Source organism: Pseudonocardia sp. DR1-2 (assembly GCF_023717215.1).
GTDB lineage: Bacteria > Actinomycetota > Actinomycetes > Mycobacteriales > Pseudonocardiaceae > Pseudonocardia > Pseudonocardia alni.
Map to the genome: position 1 here is coordinate 951,615 of NZ_JAMQOF010000001.1, position 23,843 is coordinate 975,457.

At 75.9% G+C, this 23,843-nt stretch carries 20 protein-coding genes; 9 read left to right on the plus strand and 11 right to left on the minus strand.

Features of this window, described 5'->3' with window-relative positions; genetic code table 11:
• Positions 1 to 30: 30 nt before the first annotated feature.
• Together ND486_RS04405 and ND486_RS04410 are read right to left on the minus strand one after the other, a co-directional pair.
• Positions 31 to 285, minus strand: coding sequence for a hypothetical protein (locus ND486_RS04405; RefSeq protein ID WP_179761701.1), 255 nt, complete (start codon positions 283 to 285; stop codon positions 31 to 33).
• 106 nt (positions 286 to 391) lie between these two features.
• On the minus strand, positions 392 to 973 hold the full coding sequence (locus tag ND486_RS04410; protein WP_251782937.1) for a peptide deformylase: 582 nt from the start codon (positions 971 to 973) through the stop codon (positions 392 to 394).
• Between the two features lie 204 nt (positions 974 to 1,177).
• Here ND486_RS04410 and ND486_RS04415 point away from each other — a divergent pair, with 204 nt between their 5' ends.
• Positions 1,178 to 1,495: a DUF3263 domain-containing protein gene (locus tag ND486_RS04415; RefSeq protein WP_100878847.1), complete on the plus strand. Its 318-nt coding sequence runs from the start codon at positions 1,178 to 1,180 to the stop codon at positions 1,493 to 1,495.
• Positions 1,496 to 1,511: 16 nt separating this feature from the next.
• Positions 1,512 to 2,207 (plus strand): LytR C-terminal domain-containing protein, encoded by a 696-nt coding sequence (locus ND486_RS04420; protein ID WP_251782938.1) that lies wholly within the window; start codon positions 1,512 to 1,514, stop codon positions 2,205 to 2,207.
• 77 nt (positions 2,208 to 2,284) lie between these two features.
• Here ND486_RS04420 and ND486_RS04425 read toward each other — a convergent pair whose 3' ends face one another.
• From ND486_RS04425 to glp, 4 genes are all read right to left on the minus strand, one after another.
• Entirely contained in the window at positions 2,285 to 4,654 is a 2,370-nt protein-coding gene (locus tag ND486_RS04425) for an AAA family ATPase (protein WP_251782939.1), read from the minus strand.
• Between the two features lie 22 nt (positions 4,655 to 4,676).
• Entirely contained in the window at positions 4,677 to 5,684 is a 1,008-nt protein-coding gene (gene pssA / locus ND486_RS04430) for a CDP-diacylglycerol--serine O-phosphatidyltransferase (RefSeq protein ID WP_062398260.1), read from the minus strand.
• Positions 5,685 to 5,694: 10 nt separating this feature from the next.
• Positions 5,695 to 6,405, minus strand: coding sequence for a phosphatidylserine decarboxylase (locus tag ND486_RS04435; RefSeq protein WP_226354032.1), 711 nt, complete (start codon positions 6,403 to 6,405; stop codon positions 5,695 to 5,697).
• 603 nt (positions 6,406 to 7,008) lie between these two features.
• Complete coding sequence (gene glp / locus ND486_RS04440) at positions 7,009 to 8,262, minus strand: gephyrin-like molybdotransferase Glp (protein WP_251782940.1); 1,254 nt, start codon at positions 8,260 to 8,262, stop codon at positions 7,009 to 7,011.
• Between the two features lie 218 nt (positions 8,263 to 8,480).
• Here glp and groL point away from each other — a divergent pair, with 218 nt between their 5' ends.
• Complete coding sequence (groL, locus tag ND486_RS04445) at positions 8,481 to 10,109, plus strand: chaperonin GroEL (protein ID WP_020622657.1); 1,629 nt, start codon at positions 8,481 to 8,483, stop codon at positions 10,107 to 10,109.
• A gap of 91 nt (positions 10,110 to 10,200) precedes the next feature.
• Here the strand turns inward: groL and ND486_RS04450 are convergent, their stop codons facing one another.
• Positions 10,201 to 11,166 carry a YafY family protein gene (locus ND486_RS04450; RefSeq protein ID WP_251782941.1) on the minus strand — a complete coding sequence of 322 codons (966 nt, stop codon included), beginning with the start codon at positions 11,164 to 11,166 and terminating at the stop codon, positions 10,201 to 10,203.
• A gap of 63 nt (positions 11,167 to 11,229) precedes the next feature.
• Here ND486_RS04450 and ND486_RS04455 point away from each other — a divergent pair, with 63 nt between their 5' ends.
• Positions 11,230 to 11,838, plus strand: coding sequence for a TIGR03086 family metal-binding protein (locus ND486_RS04455; protein ID WP_062398267.1), 609 nt, complete (start codon positions 11,230 to 11,232; stop codon positions 11,836 to 11,838).
• A gap of 82 nt (positions 11,839 to 11,920) precedes the next feature.
• Here the strand turns inward: ND486_RS04455 and ND486_RS29555 are convergent, their stop codons facing one another.
• From ND486_RS29555 to ND486_RS04470, 3 genes are all read right to left on the minus strand, one after another.
• Positions 11,921 to 12,502: a PspC domain-containing protein gene (locus ND486_RS29555; protein ID WP_308215801.1), complete on the minus strand. Its 582-nt coding sequence runs from the start codon at positions 12,500 to 12,502 to the stop codon at positions 11,921 to 11,923.
• Positions 12,503 to 12,622: 120 nt separating this feature from the next.
• Complete coding sequence (locus ND486_RS04465) at positions 12,623 to 12,841, minus strand: hypothetical protein (RefSeq protein ID WP_251782942.1); 219 nt, start codon at positions 12,839 to 12,841, stop codon at positions 12,623 to 12,625.
• Between the two features lie 78 nt (positions 12,842 to 12,919).
• A complete protein-coding gene (locus ND486_RS04470) occupies positions 12,920 to 14,581 on the minus strand; it encodes a DNA repair helicase XPB (protein WP_251782943.1) in 1,662 nt (553 codons plus the stop codon).
• A 363-nt stretch (positions 14,582 to 14,944) separates the two neighbouring features.
• On the opposite strand from ND486_RS04470, the gene ND486_RS04475 reads away from it, so the two are divergent.
• The 4 genes from ND486_RS04475 to ND486_RS04490 all read left to right on the plus strand — a co-directional run bounded on the left by ND486_RS04475 (position 14,945) and on the right by ND486_RS04490 (position 21,135).
• Positions 14,945 to 19,324, plus strand: coding sequence for a nitrate- and nitrite sensing domain-containing protein (locus ND486_RS04475; protein WP_251782944.1), 4,380 nt, complete (start codon positions 14,945 to 14,947; stop codon positions 19,322 to 19,324).
• On the plus strand, positions 19,321 to 19,749 hold the full coding sequence (locus ND486_RS04480) for a roadblock/LC7 domain-containing protein (protein ID WP_020623626.1): 429 nt from the start codon (positions 19,321 to 19,323) through the stop codon (positions 19,747 to 19,749). Before ND486_RS04475 ends, ND486_RS04480 begins: the two co-directional genes overlap by 4 nt.
• A gap of 77 nt (positions 19,750 to 19,826) precedes the next feature.
• On the plus strand, positions 19,827 to 20,537 hold the full coding sequence (locus ND486_RS04485) for a DUF742 domain-containing protein (RefSeq protein ID WP_251782945.1): 711 nt from the start codon (positions 19,827 to 19,829) through the stop codon (positions 20,535 to 20,537).
• A gap of 28 nt (positions 20,538 to 20,565) precedes the next feature.
• Positions 20,566 to 21,135: an ATP/GTP-binding protein gene (locus tag ND486_RS04490; protein ID WP_083474372.1), complete on the plus strand. Its 570-nt coding sequence runs from the start codon at positions 20,566 to 20,568 to the stop codon at positions 21,133 to 21,135.
• Between the two features lie 80 nt (positions 21,136 to 21,215).
• Here the strand turns inward: ND486_RS04490 and ND486_RS04495 are convergent, their stop codons facing one another.
• Entirely contained in the window at positions 21,216 to 23,537 is a 2,322-nt protein-coding gene (locus ND486_RS04495; RefSeq protein ID WP_251782946.1) for a helicase-associated domain-containing protein, read from the minus strand.
• A gap of 123 nt (positions 23,538 to 23,660) precedes the next feature.
• Here ND486_RS04495 and ND486_RS04500 point away from each other — a divergent pair, with 123 nt between their 5' ends.
• On the plus strand, positions 23,661 to 23,843 hold the full coding sequence (locus tag ND486_RS04500; protein ID WP_062398283.1) for a hypothetical protein: 183 nt from the start codon (positions 23,661 to 23,663) through the stop codon (positions 23,841 to 23,843).

Below are 23,843 nucleotides of genomic sequence, written 5' to 3' on the forward strand. Positions count from 1 at the left end.
CGGACGCGGCGGCGGGCCGCGGACGCCGGGTCAGCGGACGAGGTGCGGGACCCCGGGGCGGCGCGGGTGCGGGATGGACAGGGCGGCGGTGACGTCGCCCAGCGACTCCGGGAACGCCACCGGGCCCGCGGACACGGGCACATCGGGGAACGACGGCGCCGGCGCGACGGAGCGGGCGCGGTCGTGGTCGGAGGCGCGGGCGTCCCACAGCTCGAACAGCGGCTGCGCGGCCATGACCAGCAGCACCGCGAGGACGGGGGCGACGGCGAGGATCGAGAGCAGCATGGGGACCACGGTGCCCGCCGGGGGCGCCCCGCCACATCGGCCGCGGGGCCGGTCTCCCGGGCCGACCCCTAGTACCGGGGTATGACTCCCGGGGTCGGACCCGGGGTCATCCCCGGGGGACGTCCTCGGCCTCGACGGCCGACGGGTCCCACGAGTCCGACGGCGAGCCCCAGCCGTTGCGCTTGAGCATCTTCTTCGCCGCGCGCTGGTGGCGGCCCATCAGCCGGTCCAGGTACAGGTGACCGTCGAGGTGGTCGGTCTCGTGCTGCAGGCACCGGGCGAAGAACCCGCGCCCCTCGTAGGAGACCGGCTCACCGTCGAGATCGGTGCCGGTGACCCGGGCCCACTCCGCCCGGCCGGTCGCGAAGTTCTCGCCGGGCACCGACAGGCAGCCCTCCTGGTCGTCGTCCGGGTCGGGCATGACCTCCGGGATCCCGTCGGTCTCCAGCACCGGGTCGACCACGACACCGCGCCGCATCGTGCGCGTCTCCTCGTCGGGGCAGTCGAAGACGAACAGCCGCAGGTCCACTCCCACCTGGTTGGCCGCGAGCCCGACGCCGTTCGCCGCGGCCATCGTCTCGAACATGTCCTCGACCAGCGTCCGGATCGTGTCGTCGACCGTGCCGACGGGGCGGGTGGGGGTGTGGAGCACGGGGTCGCCGACCATGCGGATGCGCAGAACCGTCACCGGTGCAGCCTACGGTCGCCGCCGGGCGTGACCCGGCCGGGCGGTTTCGGTGTCGTCCGACCCGCCCTCCAGGCGCGTCGCAGCCCGGGACCGTCGGTCCCCTGTGGTTGAATCCGCACCGCGAATGACAGACGTGTCGTTCGTCGTCGCGGCGCCCGGGCGGGGCCGCCGCAGCACGAGATCGTCGTCCGCTCGAGGAGCGTGATGGAGTCCGCCGGGTCCCTGCCGGAACGCCGCGGAGCGCACCGGCGCACCGCTGCCGCGTCCCCCCGCGAGCTCGACCGTCGCGAACGCGAGATCCTCGCGTTCGAGGCCCAGTGGTGGAAGTACGCGGGTGCCAAGGAACAGGCGATCCGCGAGCTGTTCGACATGTCGGCCACCCGCTACTACCAGGTGCTGAACGCCCTGGTCGACAAGCCCGAGGCGCTGGCGGTGGACCCGCTGCTGGTCAAGCGTCTGCGCCGGCTGCGTTCCAGCAGGCAGCGCACCCGCGCCGCCCGTCGCCTCGGCCTCGAGCCCTGACAGCCAGGAGGTCACGATGACCGCACCCGCGTCCGGCGGGCAGTCACCGCTGAAGATCGCCGGTATCGCGCTGATCGGCGTCGGTGTGGTCGCCGCTGTCGTCGGCCTGATCGGCCTCACCGGCGGCGGTGAGGACGGCGGCAACCAGGCCGCGCCCCCGTCGGCGTCGGCCGAGCCCGCCCCGGCCCCGGCCCCCGCTCCGGGGGACGGCACCGGCGACGGCGCCGCGCCCGGCACCGGTGGCACCCCCGCCCCGGGCACCCCCGGGGAGACCTCGCCGTTCACCCCCGGAGCGCCCGGCACGCCGGGCTCCCCCGGGTACGACGGCGCGGGCCCGGCCGTCGCCGCGCCGCCCGCCGCGGGCTCCGGCTCCGCGGGCCAGGGCGGCTCCGGCTCCGCCGCCGGTGAGGGGTCCGCCGTCGCGGCCCGCCCGGTCGTGCGGATCTACAACAACTCGACCATCCGCGGTCTCGCCGAGAAGGCGGCCGGAGAGTTCCGTACCAACGGCTGGACCGTGTCCCAGGTGCAGAACTACTCCCAGGGCGTCATCCCGACCACGACCGTCTACTACCGGCAGGGGACCGACGAGAAGGCCGCCGCCGAGGAGATCGCGAAGAAGTTCGGCATCCGTTCCGAGCCCCGCTTCGACGGCATCCAGGACGCGACGCCCGGCGTCATCGTCATCGTGACGCGGGACTTCTCCGCCGCCTGACGCTCCACACGCACGACGGCCCCGGACGCCTCCGCGTCCGGGGCCGTCGGCGTTCCGGGGCCGTCCGTGTGCCGGACTCAGCCGTCGCTGCGGCGACGGGCGTAGGCCTCCAGCTCGGCGACCTGCGCCGGGTCCAGCGACGCCCGCACCGTGCGGCGCGCCGTCGCCAGGTGCGCGGCGGTCACCTCGCCCGCGTCGAGGGACTCGCGCATCGCGGTCAGCGCGGACTCGCGCAGCAGCGCCGCGCAGTCCGCGGCCGAGTAACCGTCCAGTTCGGACGCGAGCGCGTCGAGGTCCACGTCGTCGGCCAGCGGCACGTCGCGGCCCGCCGCGCGCAGGATGTCCGCCCGCGCCTCAGCGTCCGGCGGCGGCACGAACACCAGCCGCTCCAGCCGGCCCGGCCGCAGCATCGCGGGGTCGATCAGCTCGGGCCGGTTCGTCGCCCCGACCACGACGACCTCGCGCAGCGGTGTCGCGCCGTCCAGCTCGGTCAGCAGCGCGGCGACGACGCGGTCGGCCACCCCGGCGTCGGTGGAGCCGCCGCGGCGCGGGGCGAGCGCGTCGACCTCGTCGAGGAAGATCAGTGCGGGGGCGGCCTCGGCCGCCCGGCGGAACAGCTCGCGGACCGCGCGCTCGGACTCGCCGACGTACTTGTCGAGCAGCTCGGCGCCCTTCACCGCGAACACGTTGAGGTCACCGGAGCCGGCGAGCGCACGCAGCAGGAACGTCTTGCCACCACCCGGCGGGCCGTAGAGCAGCACCCCGCGCGGGGCGTCGACCCCGAGCCGGGCGAACGAGTCCGGGTGGCGCAGCGGCCACAGCACGGCCTCGGTGAGGGCCGCCTTGACCTCGGTCATGTCACCGACGTCGTCGAGGGTGAGGCCGCCGCTGCCCAGCGTGCCGCCACCGGACAGCGAGATCGGGCGGACCGAGCCGACGGCGTCGAGCAGGTCGGACTGACGGACCTGCTCGGTGGGGTCGGAGCCGGTGCCGCGCAGCGCCGCGCCCACCGCGGCCTCCCGGCGGACCGCCGCGAGGTCGGCGACGACGAACCCCGGTGTGCGGGCGGCGACCGCGCCCAGGTCGACGTCGTCGGCCCGGGGTACGTCGGCCAGCAGCCGCTCCAGCAGCGCACGCCGGGTCGCGGCGTCGGGCAGACCGACCGACAGCTCGCGGTCGACCAGGTCCGGCGCCCGCAGCCGCGGGTCCAGGGCCTCCGGCTCGGCACTGGTGACGACGAGCGCGGGCCCGCCCGGCGCGGTCGCCGCGCGCAGCTCGTCGAGCACCAGGGTGGCCAGCGGCGGCGGGTCGGTGGCGGGGAGCAGGGCGTGCGCGTCGTGTACGAGCAGCACCGCGGGTGCGCCGGTGCCGGTCCCGCCCGTGCGCGCCTGCGCGATCGCCGCCCGGACCCGCTCGGCCGCGGCGGCCGGCTCGACGGCGGCGACCGCCGGGGCCACGAGCTCGACGCACCGGGCGCCCGCCGCCGCGGCCGCGCTGCGGACCAGTGTCGCCTTGCCCGCGCCCTCCGGCCCCGAGACGAGCACGCCGAGCCGGGCGTCGCCGCCGAGCCGGGTCAGCAGCTCCGGGCGGCGGAACATGAGCTCGAACCAGTCCAGCAGGCGGCGGGCGACGGCCTCGTTCGCGGCGAGGTCCTCCAGCGGCAGCACGGGCTCGGCGGGTCCGGCCGGCGCGTCGGCCCCGGCCGGGGCTCCCGCGGCTCCCGTGGCCCGCACGGCGGAGGGGGCGGTGGAGCCGCGCCCGGCCCCGCCCGGGCCGGGGACACCGGGCCCGGGCGCCGCCGGTCCCGCGAGGGCCGGGCCGCCGTTCCCGGGGGCGCCGGAACCGGGGATGCGGAGCGCGCCGGCTGTGGCCGGGGCGGGGTCGCCGGTGTCGCGGCCGCCCTGCCAGCCCACGACCGTCGACGGCGTCACCACGACCGGCCCCGCCGGGTCGGCGACCGCGACGGTCAGCAGCTCCGAGGTCCACGTCCCGCCGACGGCCGCGGCCAGCGCGCGGCGCACCGAGCGGACGTCGGCCCCGGCCGCCGGGGCGATGTCCTGCGGGAGCAGGGACACGGCGTCGCCGCGGACCAGGACCTTGCCCGTCAGGGCGAGCCGCAGTGTCGCCGGGGCGACCGTCGCGGTGGTCAGCGCGGACCCGACCAGGCGCACCTCGCGGGCCGCGGTGACCGACGCCGGCGCGACGACGACGGTCGCGCCGTCGGTCAGCCCGGCGTTGGACAGGGTGACGTCGTCGAAACGGGCCTGACCGTGCGGGTCGCCCGGCTCACCGGCGACGGCGAGCGCCGCGGTGACCCGGGCCCCGGTGAGCGTCACCGCGTCCCAGGAGCGCAGGCCGAGCGCGGCGAGCACCTCGGGGTGCAGCCGGACGACACCGCGGCGGGCGTCGGCGGCCGCGGGGGCCAGTCGGGCGACGAGCTCCAGCACGGGCGGTCCTCCGGGGATCGGGTCAGCGACGGCGCAGGCCGAGGCGGCGGCCGGAACCGCGGGGCGCGGCGGCGACGCCCGGACCGCGCGGGTCGCGGACGGCGCCGGTCTCGCGCATGCCGTCCCGGCGGGCCTCGCCCTCCGGGTCGAGCCGGCGCCGGACACCGCGGGCCACCGCACCGGCACGGCCGGCGACCCGGCGGCGCAGCGGTGGGCGCAGACCGAGCCGACGGGCGGACCGGGCCGCGCGGGCGACGGCGCGGCGCTGGCGGGTCGGCACGTCCCACGCCTCGGGGTGGCGCGACAGCCAGCGGTAGCGGTAGGCCGTCCAGGGCAGGAGCAGCAGGTAGACGAGCCCGGCGACGGCGATCCCGAGGAACGGGATCGTGATCAGGATCGCGACAACCGCGGCCACCCCGACGAGCAGCCACCGGGTGGTGCGCGGGGAGACCCGGACCGTCTTGAGCGACAGCGTCGGGATGCGGCTGACCATGAGCCCGGCCGTGACCAGCGCCCACACCGCGACGAGCGGCCGCTCCGACCACCAGCCCTGACCGAAGTGCAGCCACAGGTAGATCGGGATGCCCGCGGTCAGCGCGGCCGCGGGAGCCGGGACGCCGACGAAGAACTCCCGGGCGAACGGCGGGGCGCTGTCGTCGTCGATCAGGGTGTTGAAGCGTGCCAGGCGCAGCGCCATGCACACCGCGAACACCAGGGCCACCATCCAGCCGGCCCGGGTGCCCTCGAACGCCCAGATGTAGATGACCAGGGCGGGGGCGACACCGAAGGACACCAGGTCGGCCAGCGAGTCGAGCTCGGCGCCGATCCGGCTGGAGGCGTCGAGCAGCCGGGCCAGGCCCCCGTCGAGGGCGTCGCAGAGCGCGGCCACCAGGACGGCGATGATCGCGAAGTCGAAGCGCGACTGGAGCGCGAAGTAGACCGCCGTCAGGCCGGCACAGAGGTTGAGGACGGTGACCGCGTTCGGCAGCAGCCGCACGCCGGCGGGATAACCGCCGGCGGGGCGGGACATCCCCACGACCTCAGCGCTCCGCCGGCCCGGCCACCAGGCCGAGCACGGTCTCCCCGCCCACGGTCCGCTGGCCGGGGCGGACCAGCGCGGTCGTCCCGGGCGGGAGGTAGGTGTCCACGCGCGAGCCGAACCGGATGAGGCCGAACCGCTCGCCCGCGGCGACCTCGTCGCCGTCGCGCAGGGCGCAGACGATCCGGCGGGCCAGCAGGCCGGCGATCTGCACGACCCCGACCCCGACGCCGTCGGCGCGGACCACGGTGATCGCGTTGCGCTCGTTGTCCTCGCTCGCCTTGTCCAGGTCCGCGGACAGGAACGTGCCGGGCGAGTACTGGACCCGCGCGACGCGGCCGTGCACCGGGACCCACTGGACGTGCACGTCGAGCACGGTCAGGAAGATCGAGACCCGGGTGTGCGGGACGCGCGGCAGGTCGAGCTCGGCGGGCGGGACCGTCTCGGTCACGGTGGCGACCGCGCCGTCGGCGGGGGCCAGCACCGCGTCGGTGCGCAGCGGCGGGGTCCGGACGGGGTCGCGGAAGAACAGCGCGGTGGCCGCGGTGGCGAGCAGGCCCGGCAGGGTGCCGCGGCCGGTGAGGGCGCGCACCCCCGCCGCGGCGAGCGCCACACCGGCGACGATCGGGCGCCCGCCCGGGTGCATCGGGGGGATCGCGTCCCGGACCAGTCGGGCGATGTGGGTCGGGGAGGTCCCGGTTCCTTCGGCCATGGTGGGTCGTCGGCTCCTGATGCTCCGGTGGGGGATCACCAACGCTACGCGGGCGCCGCGGACGGCTGTCCGGCGGGACGACCGGGACACGCCGAGGATCCGGGGGTCCCCGCGCCGGGACGGGACCGGTGGCACGATCGTCGGTTCGTGCCCGGCGCCGTCCGCACGCGGTGCGCGATCCCGCGGGCCGGTCGGGGGCAGTAAAAGGGCCGGGGCCGTCGTCCCCCGAGACGACGACCCCGGCCTTGGAACCGCTCGTCCGCTCCCCAGCGACGGGCGGTGGGTCTTGTGCTGTAAAGGGTCTACCCCTCCACAGCAGAAAGTATTCCTCTCCGACGACCGGCAGTCCAGATCACGACGGATGTCCGCCGTGATCTACCTCTTTCGGCCGAACGGACACCCCCTAGGACGTCGCCCGCGGTGAGATCGTTGCCCCGACGGCCGATGACACAGCTCACACTTTCGGCGCAGCCGCACGTCCGCGCGAGTGGTGGGCCCGTCGCACAGCGCGATCCCGCTCGCGGCACCCGGACGCCCGTTCCGGTCCGCCCGGCTCCGCGGGTCGCCGCCCGGCGCGCCGGGCCGCCGCCACCGGACGCCGGCTCACGGGGCGTCGAGCAGCCAGACCGCGACCTGCTCGCCGTCGGCGACGGAGGTGGTGTCGGCGGGCAGGTCGATCAGGCAGTCGGCCCGGGCGAGCGCCGCGATCAGGTGCGACCCGGTGGACCCCACCTCGGACACGGTCCCGGCGGCGGCGTCGAGCAGGCCGCGCCGGAACTGGCGGCGCCCCGCGGGCGAGGCCAGCGCCCCGGACAGCCGGGCGGTCACCACCGGCCGCGCCGGTGCGGGGTGCCCGGCCGCCGCCCGGAGCGCGGGCCGGACGAACACCTCGAACGAGACCTGGGAGCTCACCGGGTTCCCGGGCAGGGTGACGGTGGCGACCCCGGTCCCGCCCAGCTCGAGCCGGCCGCAGCCCTGCGGACCGCCGGGCTGCATCGCGACCTTGCCGAACTCCACGCCGTGGCCGGTCATGGCGTCCTTGACGACCTCGTAGGCGCCGGCGCTCACGCCGCCGGAGGTGAGGACGAGGTCCACGCCGTCGCCGACCCTCTCCGCGAGCACCGCGCGGAACCGCTCGACGTCGTCGGGGACGAAGGACAGCTGCTCGGCCGTCGCGCCGGCCTCCCGGACCGCGACGGCCAGCATCGTGCCGTTGGACTCGTAGATCTGCCCGGGCTGCAGCGTGCCCCCCGGGGCGACGAGCTCCGAGCCGGTGGACAGCACGAGCACGTGCGGGCGACGGCGGACCGGCAGCTCCGCCCGGCCCACGGCGGCGGCGAGCCCGATCTGGGGCGCGGCCAGCACCGTCCCGGCCCGCAGCACGACGGCACCCGACGCGGCGTCCTCACCGGCCCGGCGGACGAACGCGCCCGGCTGCGGGGCCTCGTGGATCCGGACGCGGTCGAGCCCGCCACCGGGACCGGCGTCGGTCTGCTCGACCGGCACGATCGCGTCCGCGCCCTCGGGCACGGGGGCACCCGTCATGATCCTGGCCACCGTGCCCGGCGCCAGCGCGGGGACGTCGGTGCGCCCGGCCGGGATGTCGGCCGCGACCGGGAGCTCCACCGGCGAGGCAGCCGAGGCGCCGGCGAGGTCGGCCGCACGGACCGCGTAGCCGTCCATCGCGGAGTTGTCGAAGGGCGGCAGCGCGACGCCCGCCGTCAGGTCCTCGGCCAGCACCCGGCCGCTCGCGGCGGCCAGCGCGACCGGCTCGGTCCCGGTCGGCGGCAGCAGGGCCGCGACCGCCGCGGCGTGCTCGGAGACGGTGCGCGGACCAGTCTGCGACCAGGTGCTCATGGCCCCATCCTGCCCGCCGTCGCGGACGGCCCGCAGCCCGGCGGGGTCCGCTTGCACTCACCACGGGCGAGTGCTAGAAACGGGCTCAGCATCCACTGGCACTCGTGTCCGTGGAGTGCCAAGGTCGGGTCGGTGAGTCCGGCGCAGGGTTGCCGGGCGTCCGTCGCGGGCACCGCATCCGATCACTCGACTCACCTCTATCGGAGGGCAACACCCCCATGGCGAAGCAGATCGCGTTCGACGAGGAGGCCCGTCGGGGCCTCGAGCGGGGCATGAACACCCTCGCCGACGCCGTCAAGGTGACGCTGGGCCCGAAGGGCCGCAACGTCGTGCTCGAGAAGAAGTGGGGCGCGCCGACCATCACCAACGACGGTGTGTCGATCGCCAAGGAGATCGAGCTCGAGGACTCCTGGGAGAAGATCGGCGCCGAGCTGGTGAAGGAGGTCGCCAAGAAGACCGACGACATCGCGGGCGACGGCACCACCACCGCCACCGTGCTGGCCCAGGCGCTGGTCCGTGAGGGCCTGCGCAACGTGGCCGCCGGCGCGAACCCGATGTCGCTCAAGCGCGGCATCGAGAAGGCCACCGAGGCCGTCTCCCAGGCGCTGCTGAAGTCGGCCAAGGAGATCGAGACCAAGGAGCAGATCGCTGCCACGGCCTCCATCTCGGCCGCCGACCCGCAGATCGGTGAGCTCATCGCCGAGGCGATGGACAAGGTCGGCAAGGAAGGCGTCATCACGGTCGAGGAGTCGCAGACCTTCGGGCTCGAGCTCGAGCTCACCGAGGGCATGCGCTTCGACAAGGGCTACATCTCGCCCTACTTCGTGACCGACGCCGAGCGCATGGAGGTCGAGCTGGAGGACCCGTACGTCCTCCTCGTCTCCTCCAAGATCTCGACCGTCAAGGACCTGCTCCCGCTGCTGGAGAAGGTCATGCAGTCGGGCAAGCCGCTCGCCATCATCGCCGAGGACGTCGAGGGCGAGGCCCTGGCCACCCTGGTCGTCAACAAGATCCGCGGCACCTTCAAGTCCGTCGCCGTCAAGGCCCCGGGCTTCGGTGACCGCCGCGAGGCGATGCTGGCCGACATGGCCATCCTGACCGGTGGCGAGGTCATCTCGGAGAAGGTCGGCCTCAAGCTCGACACCGCCGACCTGTCCCTGCTGGGCACCGCCCGCAAGGTCGTCGTGACCAAGGACGAGACCACCATCGTCGACGGCGCCGGTGACGCCGACCAGATCGCCGGCCGGGTCAACCAGATCCGTGCCGAGATCGACCGCACCGACTCCGACTACGACCGCGAGAAGCTCCAGGAGCGCCTCGCCAAGCTGGCCGGCGGCGTCGCCGTCATCAAGGCCGGCGCGGCGACCGAGGTCGAGCTCAAGGAGCGCAAGCACCGCATCGAGGACGCCGTCCGCAACGCGAAGGCGGCCGTCGAGGAGGGCATCGTCGCCGGCGGCGGCGTGGCGCTCATCCAGGCCGGTGCCGGCCTGTTCGAGGGCCTCGGCCTGGACGGTGACGAGGCCACCGGCGCGAACATCGTCAAGGTCGCGCTGGAGGCCCCGCTCAAGCAGATCGCGGTCAACGCCGGCCTCGAGGGCGGCGTCGTCGCGGAGAAGGTCCGCAACCTGCCCACCGGTGAGGGCCTCGACGCCGCCACCGGCGAGTACAAGGACCTCATCAAGGCCGGGATCATCGACCCCGCCAAGGTGACCCGCTCGGCGCTGCAGAACGCGGCCTCGATCGCGGCCCTGTTCCTCACCACCGAGGCGGTCATCGCCGACAAGCCGGAGAAGGGCGGCGGCGCCCCCGCTGACCCGACCGGTGGCATGGGCGGCATGGACTTCTGATCGGTCCTGCCTCACCAGGCACACAGCACCACCCCGCGGGGGCGGTACCGGTTCGCCGGTGCCGCCCCCGCGGCGCGTCCGGGGGCCGCCGTCACCCCAGGGCGACGACGGCCGCGCGGGCCCGCTCCCGCAGCGCCGTCACCAGCTCCGGCGGGTCCAGCACCCGCACGTCCGGCAGCAGCGGCCACAGCGCCCGCCCGGCGTGGAGGAGGTCCCCGAACGCGGCGACGACCTCGGTCGTCCCGTCCCGTGTCCGCTCCTCGTCCACGGTGACGGCCGACAGCGCGTCGCGGCGGTCGGCGGGCAGCGCGAGGCGGACCCGGACCCCGGGCCGCCGCGCCCGGAAGTCCTCACGGCGGCGCAGCCACAGCTCCTCCAGGTCGACGCCCTCGGGCCGGTGCGCGGGCTCGGCCAGCGGCTCGGCCTCCTCGATCCGCGACACCCGGTAGGTGCGGTCCTCCCCGTCGCGCAGCGCCAGCAGGTACCAGCGCCCCGACGCCTGGACCAGCCCGACCGGGTCGACGACGCGTTCGGCGGCGGGTCCGGGCTCCGCGCCCGGCCGGGTCCCGGTCCGGTAGCGGATGCGGAGCCGGACCCCGCCGAACACCGCGCGCTGGACGGCGGTGAGCACGTCGGTGGTCGCGCCGTCGTCGGTGTCGCGCAGCCAGCCACCACGCCGGACCAGCACCCGTCCGGCGGCGTCGGTGGCCTGTTCCCGGGCGGCGTCCGGCAGCGCGGCGACGATCTTGCGCATGGCCGAGGCGAACTCCGGCCCCAGCCCGAGCGCGCCGGGCGTCGACGTCGCGCCGGAGCCGAGCAGCGCGACCGCCTCCCCCGGGGTCAGGCCGGTGAGGTCGGTGGTGAAGCCGGGCAGCAGTGCGAAGCCGCCGTGCCTGCCGCGTTCGGCGTAGACCGGGATGCCCGCGGCCGACAGCGCCTCGACGTCGCGCAGCACGGTGCGCTCGGAGACCTCCAGCTCACGCGCGAGCACGGCGGCGGTGGTCCGGCCGCGGTGGCGCAGCAGGAGCACGAGGGACAGGAGCCGGTCGGCGCGCACGTCCCGGAGAATGGCATGGAATCACGACAGGAGGTGTCAGGTATCGCGGGCACGCTGGCGCCCATGACGAACCCGACGCTCACCACCGACCCCCGCCCCGCCTACCTGGCCGCCCTCGACTGGGTCGCCGGCCTCGCCCGGGCCGTGCCCGCCGACCGGATGGCCGACCCCACGCCCTGCGACGACTTCGACGTCCGCACCCTGCTCGCGCACCTGGTCACGACACTGCGCAGACCGGCGGCGCTCGCCGCCGGGACCGACCCAATGGCCGCCCCGCTGGTCAGCGACGACGTCCTCGACGACCCGGTGTCGGCCTACGTCGACGAGGCGGCGGCGCTGCAGGCCGTCTGGTCCGGCCCGGACGGCGAGGCGCTGCTCGACCGGGTCGCGCGGCTGCCCTTCGGCGAGGTCCCGGCGCGGGCCGCGCTGGCCGTGTACCTGAACGAGACGCTGGTGCACGGCTGGGACCTGGCCGTTGCCACCGGGCAGGACCCGGAGGCCGACCGGGAGCTGGCGACGACGGCGCTCGCCACCGCCCACGCGTACCTGCCCGCCGAGCGGCGTGGCGGCCCGGTGCCGTTCGGCCCGGTCGTGGAGCACCGCCCGGAGGCGGGGCCGACCGAGCGGCTGGCGAACTGGTCGGGCCGGGTGTCGACGGGCTGGGTGGGCTGACGGGCCGGGCGGACCTACGAGCTCCGGTGTCGCGGCTCCCCCTCGTGAGCCGCGACGCCGGAGCCCCGCCCGCCCCACCGGCTCAGGCGGCCGGTGCGATCAGCCAGGCGGCGAGGTAGACCAGTGCCGCCGCGCCACCGGTGACCAGGGTCAGGACGAGGACCGCGATGCGCAGCAGCGCGGCGTCCGCACCCAGGTCGGCGGCCAGACCGCCGCAGACACCACCGAGCATCCGGTCGGTCCTGCTGCGCCGGAGCCGGAACGCGGCGACGCGGTCGCCGATCCCCTGCGCCGTCGTCCGGGTCCCGGCGCCGCCGTACGGCGTGCCCGCGGTGTGCGGCGCCCCCGTCGTGTAGGGCGCCCCGGTGCCCGGACCGGGGTGGGCGGCCCCGGGGTCCGCAGCGGCGGCCGGGCCCGCGTCGGAGGGACCGGTGCCGGTGGGCGGGACCTCGGGTCCCGCGGTGCCGGCGCCCGCGGTACCGGCGCCTTCCGGCATGCCGGAGGTGGCGGCACCGAGCGGTCCGGGGTCGGTCGCGTCGGAGCCGGTGGCCGCCGCGGCGACCGGCACCCGGTCGGTCACCGCGGCGTCGTCGGCCCCGGTCGAGGCGTCGTGGACGTCGGTCCCGGTGGGTGCCGTACCGGTCGTGCTCGCGTTGTTCTCCATGGCTCCAGGCTGTCGCCCCGGCGCGCGCCGGGACTCGGGACGAGCCCGGAGACCGACCCGGAACCGGGACCGCCCCGTCTCAGGGGCACGGCCCCGCGCGTCCCGGGGTCGCGGTGCCGCTCAGCCCGGCGGACGGGGCCCGGGCGGGGGGTGGCCGGGCGGCGGCTCGACCGGGCCGCGCTGCTCCGGCGGGGCCGCGGACGGCGGGCCCGGCCGGTACGGCGGGTCGGGCACCTGCCGGTCCCGCATGCGCACCACCCGGCCGAGCACCAGCGCGACGACGACCGACAGGACCAGCCACGCCCCGATCCCGACGAGGATCCACAGGGCGGTCGACATGTGCCCTCCCCGGCCGTCGCGGACCGCACCAGTGTGCCCGTGATCGGCGCCGTACGGAGGCCCCCGATCCGGGGGGGCTCAGCCTGCGTCGGGCAGGGCGGGGCCGAGGAGGTCGTCGGCGTCGACGATCCGGTAGGCGTAGCCCTGCTCGGCGAGGAAGCGCTGCCGGTGCGCGGCGTAGTCGGTGTCCACGGTGTCGCGGGACACCACCGAGTAGAAGTGCGCCTGGCGGCCGTCGTTCTTCGGGCGCAGCAGGCGCCCGAGCCGCTGGGCCTCCTCCTGCCGGGACCCGAACGTGCCGCTGACCTGCACCGCGATCGTCGCCTCGGGCAGGTCGATGGAGAAGTTCGCGACCTTGGAGACCACGAGGGTGTCGATCTCGCCGCGGCGGAACGCGTCGAACAGCTTCTCCCGCTCCTTGTTGCGGGTCGAGCCCTGGATCACCGGGGCACCGAGCTTCTCCCCCAGCGCGTCGAGCTGCTCGAGGTAGGCCCCGATGACCAGCGTCTGCTCGCCCTTGTGCCGGTCCAGGATCGCCTGCACGACGTTGAGCTTGGTGTTCGCCGTCGACGCCGTCCGGTAGCGCTCCTCGGAGTCCGCCGTCGCGTAGGACATGCGCTCGGCGTCGGTCAGCGTCACCCGCACCTCGATGCACTCGGCGGGCGCGATCCAGCCCTGCGCCTCGATGTCGCGCCACGGGGCGTCGTAGCGCTTCGGGCCGATCAGGGAGAACACGTCGCCCTCGCGGCCGTCCTCGCGGACCAGGGTCGCGGTGAGGCCGAGCCTGCGGCGGGACTGCAGGTCCGCCGTCATCCGGAAGACCGGCGCCGGGAGGAGGTGCACCTCGTCGTAGACGACCAGGCCCCAGTCGCGGGAGTCGAACAGCTCCAGGTGCTTGTACTCGCCCTTGGTCTTGCGGGTGACGACCTGGTACGTGGCGATGGTGACCGGGCGGATCTCCTTCTTCTCGCCCGAGTACTCGCCGATCTCCTCCTCGGTCAGCGACGTCCGCGCGATCAGCTCGCGCTTCCACTGCCGCCCGGAGACGGTGTTGGTCACCAGGATCAGGGTCGTCGCGCCCGCCTTGGCCATCGCGGCCGCACCGACGAGGGTCTTGCCCGCGCCGCAGGGCAGCACGACCACCCCGGAGCCGCCCTCCCAGAACCCGTCGACCGCGTGGCGCTGGTAGTCCCGCAGCGTCCAGCCGTCCTGCTCCAGCTCGATGGGGTGGGCCTCGCCGTCGACGTACCCGGCGAGGTCCTCGGCGGGCCAGCCGACCTTCAGCAGCGCCTGCTTGAGGTGCCCGCGCTCGGACGGGTGCACGACGACGGTGTCGTCGTCGAGCCGCGCGCCCAGCATCGGGCTGATCTTCTTCTGCCGGAGGATCTCCTCCAGCACGGCGCGGTCCAGCGCGGTGAGGACGAGGCCGTGCGCGGGGTGGTTGGACAGCTGCAGCCGGCCGTAGCGCCCCATCGTGTCGACGACGTCGACCAGCAGCGGCTGCGGGACCGGGTAGCGGGCCCAGCGGACCAGCGCGTCGACGACCTGCTCGGCGTCGTGCCCGGCCGCGCGCGCGTTCCAGAGGGCCAGCGGGGTGACCCGGTAGGTGTGGACGTGCTCGGGTGCCCGCTCCAGCTCGGCGAAGGGCGCGATGGCCGCGCGGGCCGCCGCGGAGTCGGGGTGGTCCACCTCGAGCAGCAGCGTCTTGTCGGACTGGACGATCAGGGGGCCGTCGGTCACGGAACGAATCCTCTCGAGGCCGGGGAACGGAGCTGTGCGGGTCCGCCGGACGCCGAGCGGAGACGAGCGGTCGGCGTGTGTCACGTCACGTGACCATGAGGCAACCGGCCCTACGCCACTCGGGAGACGAGGGTTCCGGGGGCTAGACTCGGCAGCCGTCCGTCACGCACAGACGGGACCCGGCACGATCATATCCGTCCGACTCCCCCGGGACGCGGCAACCGCCGCCCCGTGTCGGTCGTGGTGTGGTCGAGCGGTTCCCGTCGTGACCCCGAAAGGCGCACCGGACCAGCTGATGCTCCCCGACCTCGTGCCCGCCGCGCCGCCCGTCCCCGGACCGGAGACCGACAGGGAGATCTCGCCGTGACCACCGTGACCAGCACGGAACGCCCGAGCACGTGGTCGGAGCGACTCGACCCGCGGAACTGGAGCCTGGTCGCCAAGCTGGCGGTCGTCGGTCTGGTGCCCACGGTCCTCGCCCTGTCCATCGGCGCCGTCCGCGTCGTCGACCAGGCCAACGTGGCCGAGGAGCTCGGCCGCGGCAGCGGCCTGGTCGACGTGCACCGCCAGATCGAGACGCTGACCGGCGCACTGCAGACCGAGCGCGACGCCGCGGTCCGCTTCGTGGCGGGCAACCGGCTCGGCGACCGGGCCGCCGTCGACCGGGCGCAGGCCACGACCGACCAGGCGCTGCAGGCCACCACGGCGGGGCTCGACACCGCCGAGCAGCAGGCCCCCGACCTGGCCACGGCCCGCAGGCAGGCGGACACCACGCTGGGCCAGCTGCCGGTCATCCGGTCGCAGGTCGCCGAGGGGCCGACCGCGGCCGCCGACCTCACCGGCCGCTACACCGCGGTCGTCCAGCGCACGCTGGGGCTGGACCGGGCGCTGGTGGGGCGGCTGCAGACCGCCGACACCGCCGGCCTGACCACGGCGATCGCCGCCGGGTCGAGCGCCCGCGAGGCCCTGCAGCTCGAGCGCACCGTGATCGGTGGCGCGCTCGCCGCGGGGACGCTGGAGGAGCAGCAGCGCGCACAGGCCACCGGGGCCGAGGCCTCGTTCCAGGCCGCGGCCGGTGACTTCCAGTCGTCGCTGACGCCGGAGCAGGCCGAGTCCTTCGGGAACTTCGGTGCGGGACAGGCGAACGGCGAGCGCAACGCGCTGCGTGACCAGGCACTCTCGGTCCCGCCGGGGGTCGCGCCGCCGGTCGACCCGAACGCGTGGAACGCCGCCGTCGACCGGTCCGTCGCGGCGGTGGACCAGTCCACCGCCGCCGCCGAGCAGGCGTTCGTCGACGGCCGGGCCGCGGCGGCCGAGCAGGCGGGCAACACCGCGGGCCTCAACTCCGTGCTGCTGATGCTCACGATCCTGCTGACCGCGGGCATCATCCTGCTGCTGGGCCGTCAGATGGTCCGTTCGCTGCGCCTGCTGCGCAGCTCGGCGCTCGAGGTCGCGGAGCAGAAGCTGCCCGCGGCGGTGCAGAGCATGCGGTCCGGGCAGGCACCGAACGCACTCGTCGAGCCGGTCCCGCTGGACAGCCGCGACGAGATCGGCCAGGTGGCGCGGGCCTTCGACGCCGTGCACGGCCAGGCGATCCGCCTCGCCGCCGACCAGGCCGCGCTGCAGCAGAACGTCAACTCGATGTTCGTCAACCTCTCCCGCCGTTCGCAGGCGCTCGTCGAGCGCCAGCTGCAGCTGATCGAGCAGCTGGAGAGCAACGAGCAGGACCCGGACCAGCTGTCGAACCTGTTCCAGCTGGACCACCTCGCGACCCGTATGCGCCGCAACAGCGAGAACCTGCTGGTCCTCGCGGGCACCGACCTGGCGAAGCGGAACGTGGCGCCGGTGCAGGTCGTCGACGTCCTGCGGGCCGCGGTGTCGGAGGTCGAGCAGTACCAGCGGGTCGTCGTGCAGACCCCGCCGAACGCGACGATCGCCGGTCGCGCCGCGAACGACCTCGTCCACCTGCTCGCCGAGCTGCTGGACAACGCGACGAACTTCTCGCCGCCGGACTCGCAGGTCGTCATGTCGACGACCCGCACCGCCGACGAGTCGCTACTGGTCGAGATCTCCGACCGCGGTGTCGGCATGACCGACTCCGAGCTGGTCGATGCCAACCAGCGGCTGTCCGGCCCGGCCGAGGTCGACGTGTCGGCCTCGCGGCGGATGGGCCTGTTCGTGGTCGGCCGGCTGGCCGCACGGCACCGCGTCGGCGTCCGGCTCGCCTCGGCCGCCGTCGGCGGCGGCTCGGGTGGGCTGAGCGCCTCGGTGACCGTCCCGCCGCAGCTGGTGCCCTCCGCGCAGCTGCCCGAGCAGCGCCGCGACGGCGACCCGGGAGGCTGGGGCGGCGTGCCGCCCCAGGGTGGCGAGCAGGCCCCGCAGCTGCCCGCCCCGGCGCTGACCGGCGGCGGAGCACCCGACGGACCCCGCCCGGACTCCCCGGTCGCGGTGAACGGGAACGGTCGCGGTGGGTCGCTGCCGTCGATGGTCGCGGGCTCCGACGGCCCGATGACCCCGACCTTCGAGACCGGCACCCCCTCGTCCACGACGGCGCGCAACGGCTCGGGCTCGAGCCTGCCGACACGCCGTCCGGGGTCGTCGCTGACGAAGAACGCGGCCCCCGGCGACGCCGGCGGGCAGACCGCCGACGGGTCGGCCCCGACGCTGAACGGGTCCGCCCCGCAGGGTCTGTCGGCCTTCGCGCCGTCGCAGGACGGCGCACGCGACGGGCGGACCCCGGCCGACGTCTTCACCCCGGCCGACGAGGCCGGCTCCGGTCCCGCCGACGGCGACGCCCCGCGCGGCGCCGAGGCGTTCCGGGGCACCGGCCCGGCCCCGTCCGGCGACGGTGACGGTCCGTCCGGCGACGCGGGCACCGGCGCCGGGTCCGTCACCGACACCGAGGACACCGAGGCCGCGGTCCCCGCCGACGGCACCGACCACGCCGACACCGACGGCGATGCGGACCGCTCCGGTGGCACCGCGGCACCGTCGGCCGCCGCCGCGCTCGGGCTGGCGGGTGCCGCTGCGGCGGCCGCCGCGGCCCGGGCCCGCGCCGACCGCGACATGGACGACACCGTCGTCCTGGACCGGGCGATCGGTGACGGCCCCGAGGACCACGGGCGGACCCCGGCCGACGACGAGGGCGCCGGGGTGACCGACGCCGTCACCGAGGCCGGTCCGGACGGGACCGACCCGGACACCGACGGCTCCGTGGACCCCCGCGCCACCGACGAGGACACCGACCGGGACGCCGACCGGAACACCGAGGGGACCGCACCGGAGCAGACACCGCTCGCGGCCCGGACGAACGGCATCGCGCCGTTCCCTCCGGCCCCCGGGGACCGCACCGACGCCAGCACTGCCGACGGCCACGCCCACGACGGGACCGGAGCCGCGGACGCGGCCGGCACCGATGTGAGCGCCCCGTCCGGCCGCACCCCGTCCGACGACACCGATGTCGACGACTCCGCCGACACCACCGGGGCGGGCCACACCGGGCCCGACCCCGACGAGGACGACACCACCGGCGCGGCCGCGTCCACGGACGACCCCGGGACCGGCGCCGATCGCGACCGTCCCGCGGACACCGCATCCGTGGACGGCGCGTCCGTGGACGGCGGCTCCGGGGAGACCGGATCCGGGGACGGCCGCTCCGCCGGTACCGACCCCGAGACCGCGGCACTCCCGACGATCCGCCCGTCCGGCCGTACGCCGATGGGCGGGCCGCTCCCGGCCCGCACCAACGGGTCCCGTCCCTCCCCCTCGCGACGCCCGGTCATGCCGGCCCGCGGCGCCGGACCGGCGCTGCCGACCCGTGGGCCCGGCCGCCAGGGCCCGTCCCCGGCACCGGCCCGCGGACCGCAGCAGCCCGCCCCCCGGCAGGCGCAGCAGGTCCAGCAGGCGCAGCACCCGGAGGCGCCGCAGGAGCGTCCGGTGCAGCAGGCACCGGGCCGGCAGGCGCCCGCACCGCTGCCGAAGCGGGAGGGTGGCCGGGCCGCGGGCCCGGCGGGCCTGGCCGCGAACGCCGCCGGTGCCTCGCAGGACGAGCTGTTCGCACCGAAGGTGCCCGTCGAGGGCGACCGGGGTCAGCTCCGGCGCCCCGGGGCGGTCGAGTCGGCCCGGGCCCAGACCGGGTTCGACATGGGTCAGACCACCCCGATCTTCGACGACATCGCCTCGGCCTGGTTCCGCTCGAACCGCTCGGTGCCGGTCCGCTGGCAGGACGGTGCCGGCCCGGACGGCGGCGCCCCGGCCGGTGCCGCGGCCCCCGCCGCGTCCGATGCCCCGGCGCCCCCGTCGGGCTTCGCCTCCCCCGCCGACGACGTCTGGCGGCAGGCCCGCGAGGCCACCGACGGCGACGAGTCGGAGACCGCCGGTGACGACCTGACGACCGCCGGACTGCCCAAGCGACGCCCGCGGGCGCGACTGCTCCCGGGCAGTGCGGCAGGATCGACCGTGCTCAGCCCCGCTCCGGCGGAGCCGAGGGACGCCGAGAGCGTCCGTGGCCGTCTCGCCAGCTACCAGCAGGGCGTGCGTCAGGGCCGGGAGAGCGCCTCCGGTGTCCGCCGCAACGCACTGGCCGGCACGACGGACACGGTCGACGGCGACTCCGAGCAGCACGACCCGCAGGACCAGCACGACCGGCAGGGCACCCGTGCCCCGCAGGACACCACCGCGACCGGCACCCCCGAGCCCGCCGCGGACCGACCGAACTCGTCCGACCCCGAGGAGAACCAGTGAGGGCACCGCAGGCACAGCCGAGCCAGAGCCGTTTCGGCTGGCTGGTCACCAACTTCGCGGAGCGCGTCCCGGGTGTCGCGCACGCCATCGTGGTGTCGACCGACGGGCTGCTGCTGACCGCGTCCGACCGGCTGCCGCGCGACCGGGCCGACCAGCTCGCCGCCGTCGCATCCGGTCTGGTCAGCCTGACCCAGGGCGCCGCGCGCTGCTTCGACGCCGGTGGCGTCGTGCAGACCGTCGTCGAGATGGACCGCGGGATCGTGCTGCTGATGTCGATCAGCGACGGCTCCTGCCTGGCCGTGCTCGCCTCGCCGAGCTGCGACATCGGCCTCGTCGGCTACGAGATGACGCTGCTGGTCGACCGGGTCGGCCAGCTGCTCACCCCGGAGCTGCGCGCCGAGCTGCAGGGTTCGTTCGGGCCCTGAGGCCGCGACTCCGGACCCCCAGGACGCGTTACCGTCATGCACCCCATCCCAGGATCGACCAGAGCGGGTGAGATCCGATGACCCAGGACCCGGGCGGACACGGCCCCGAGCCGACGTTCGCCGACGTCATGAACGGGTTCAGCCTGGACTCCAAGCGCAAGCCGAAGAAGCGCCGATGGGGGCGCAACCGTCCGGAGGACGACGTCGAGCCGGAGGTCGCCGCCCCCGGGCGCCCGGTCCCACCGCCGGACCCGGCCGAGGTGACCGGCCCCATCGGCGGGTCGGCGGCCTACGGGCTGCCGCCCACCCCGGCCGAGCTGGAGGCCCAGCGGACCGGTGACCGGCCGGACCGGCCGTCGCCGTCGCCGTACCCGGCACAGAACACGGGGCCCGGCCCCGCGCACGACCCAGTGGCAGCGCCGCCGCCGGTGCCCCCGTCCGCGGGTGGCGCCGCCTTCGTCCGGCCCTACGCCTGGACGCGGGGACGGACCAAGTCGGGCTACGAGCTGGCCGTCGAGACCCTGGTCTCGGTCAGCAACCGGGCCCGCAGCCAGCTGGAACGGCTGCCGATGGAGCACCGCTCCGTCGCCGACCTGCTGCTCGAGCAGACCCGCTCGGTGGCCGAGGTCGCGGCGCTGCTGTCGCTCCCCCTGGGCGTGGCCCGGGTGCTGCTCGGGGACATGGCCTCGAACGGCACGGTGACCGTTCACCAGACCGCGAGCACCCCCGGCAACGCGCCGGACCTCGCGCTGATGGAAAGGGTGTTGAGTGGACTCCGTCGGCTCTAGGCCACAGCCGCCCCAGCCCGCGGCCGGGATGGCCCGTGCCGCGACGATGTCGGCCAAGATCGTGGTGGCCGGTGGGTTCGGCGTCGGGAAGACCACCTTCGTCGGATCGGTCTCGGAGATCATGCCGCTGACCACCGAGGCGGTGATGACCGAGGCGAGCGCGTCGCACGACGACCTCTCCGCCACCCCCAACAAGCGGTCCACGACCGTCGCGATGGACTTCGGTCGCGTCTCCCTGGACGCCGACCTGGTGCTCTACCTGTTCGGGACGCCGGGCCAGCAGCGGTTCTGGTTCATGTGGGACGACCTGGTCCGCGGCGCGATCGGCGCCGTCGTCCTCGTCGACACCCGGCGCCTGGCCGACTCCTTCGCCGCGATCGACTTCTTCGAGGACCGTGGCCTGCCCTACGTCGTCGGGGTCAACGCCTTCGACGGGCAGCTGCAGCACACCCTCGACGACGTGCGCGAGGCGATGTCGATCGACCCGGCCGTCCCGATGGTCGTGTGCGACGCCCGGCACCGGCAGTCGACCAAGGAGACCCTGATCGCGCTGGTGCAGCACGCGATGCACCAGCGGATGGCCGCCGGCGCGCGCTGACCCGTACCCCGACCCGACCCGGACACCGCGGCGGCGCAGGCACATCGTGTGCCGGCGCCGCTGCGGTACCGCGTCCGGGGCTAGTCGCGTCCGGCCGGTTGCTCCGATCCGGCGTCCACCGGCGCGATCGAGGTGATGCGGTGCAGCTGGATGCGGCGCAGCTCGCCGTCGAGCGCGTCACGGCCCTCGACGTACCCGCCGCCCACCGAGACCGGCGCGAGCACCCGGTCCCCGGCGACGCCGTGCGCGTCGACGTAGCCGATCCACACGGTCCGGCCCTCGCGCACCGCCTCCTGCAGCGAGGCCAGGTTCCCGGTCGCGCCGGTGAGTTCACGCCGCCCGGCGACGCTGTCGCGTACCCCGGCCAGGCGGTCCCCCGCCCGCAGCCGCTCGACGAGTTCCTCGGCCCGGTTCGTCGGGGACCGGTCGACGACCCGGCCGGCGTCCCGGGTGCCGCGACGCAGCCGCGGCTCGGTGCGCCGCCCCTTCGGCCCGAGGTCGACGACGGCGCCGACCGCGTCCTCCGCGGCCGGGCTGAAGCCGGCCGCCCGCAGCCCGTCGAGCACCTCGGCCAGCGGCAGCGAGCTGACCACGACGGTCGGGGCGATCCGGCGCAGCCCCAGCTCCTCGGCCGCGGAGTGCGCGAGCACCTCGGACAGGAGCACCTCGTCGTCGGAGCGCAGGAAGCAGCTGACCGCGCCGCCGCGCAGCCTGCCGTGCCGGCGGGCGACGTCGTCCACGAGGTAGGTCAGGGTCTGCGGGACCGGGGTGCGGGAACGGGCCTCGAGGATCGCGCGGACGTCGTCGGCGGTGCGGCCGGTGTCCAGCGCCCGGCGCAGGCTGCGCTCGGTGAAGCGGTACACCGTGGCGCCGCCCGCGGACTCGACCTCGGCCAGGATCGCGAGCTCGTGCGCGAGGTCCGCCGACAGCCGCCCGGGTGCGACGGCGGTCAGGTCGGCCTGGAGCAGGATCTCCTCCACCGGGGCGGGCAGCGCCGCGTGCAGCGCCGCGGCCAGCTCGGTGGGGTGCCGGGTGGGGTGCGCCGGGTCCGGGCGCAGGGCCGGGTCGAGCAGCACCCGCCCGGCCGTGGTGAGTGCGTCGAGGGCGACCACGCCGATCGCGGTGGCCTCGGCGACGGTCCAGCCGACCGTCTCGTCGCGCAGCCGTCCGCCGCGGCGCGGGGCGTGCCAGGCCAGCAGCCGCGCCAGGTCCTCCGGCGACCCCACCGAGGTGCCGGGCGCGAGGTCGGCGAGCGCGTCCAGGACCCGGCGGCGGTCCCGCGCAGCCGGCGGACGACGCGGCCCGTCGGACAGCGCGGTGATCGGCTTGCCGGTCTCGTCGCGGCGCCCCACGAGCCCGGGCAGCCGCGGCAGCTCCAGCCAGGCCTGGGCCAGCACCGCCCAGCGGGACTCCTCGGGACCGGTCCCCCACACGTCCCACGTGGTGGTCGGCAGCCACTCCGGTGTCACCGACTCGGTCGCCCCGACCAGGTCCGCGGCGTGCAGGATCTCCAGGACCAGCGCGGCGGTCGGCTCGTCGGTGTCGGCCGCCTTCGCCGCACGCTTGAGCTCGCGGACGCCGAACCCGCCCGAGCGCAGCACCGGCACGGACTCCCGCGCCAGCCACTCCAGGAGCAGGTCGGTGCGGCGCAGGAACTCCAACGCGGCCCCCGCGCCGGTGCCGTCGACCAGCGAGGTCTCCCGCACGCGCAGCGGGACGTCCGGCCGGGACAGGTCCAGCGACCCCATCGGACGGTCGCCGCGCAGGGCGAGCGCGACCTGGCGGGGCAGCTCGACGGTGTCGGCGTCGCGGCGCACGAGCAGTCCCTTGTCGACGAGGGACCCGACCGGCCCGGTCGGCCCGGTCGCGTTGCGGGAGCGGCCGACCGGCGGGCCCTGGGCGAGCACGTCGAGGACCTTGCGCTCGTCGTCGCCCACCCCGGCGAGCAGCGTGTCGAGCTCGGGGCCCGCCGCCGCGCCGGTGGCGGGGGCGCCGAGCCCGGCGGGCCACGGCCCGACGACGTCGGCGGCCGCGGGGACCAGCGACACCGCCTCGTCCGGGCCCCAGGCCAGCGCGCGGTCGCGCAGCGCGGCGAGTCCCTCGGCGACGGTGGCCGCGTCGACGTCGGCGCCGAGCCAGCCGCGCAGTCCCGCGCCGGGCGTCGTCGCGTCGGCCGGGGTCCGCCACGCCGTCGCCAGCACCAGCGCGTCCAGGACGGTCAGCGCGACGGTGCCCAGGTCCTCACAGGCGCGCTGCACCGAGGCCCGGATCGAGGCGCGGGTCGCGAGCACGGTGAGATCGCCGGGGGGCGGGACGGCGAGGTCCGGACGCGCACGCAGCAGCGCGGCGAGGAACCCGTCGTCCTGCCCGCGCAACCACTCGACCAGGGACGTCTGCATCATCGCCAGGGTAGTCGGACGATCGCGGGCGCACCGGAGCGGACAGCCGCGCCCGCGTCCGCGATACTGGGCACAGGAGACTGCCGCGGTCCCGCCCGGGACCGGACGACGACGCTGGAGGACGCGATGGCCGCCAAGCCCGCGAAGCAGGACCGGATCCACCCGGAGTGGCCGCACTCCGACGACGGCGACCACCCGGTCACCGAGCTCCTGGGCAGCGTCCAGGGAAACATGTCGCCGTTCGGCGACATCGAGTTCCCGGTCGCCAGCGTGCCCTACGAGCACCCGGTCACCGAGATCAACCGCTGA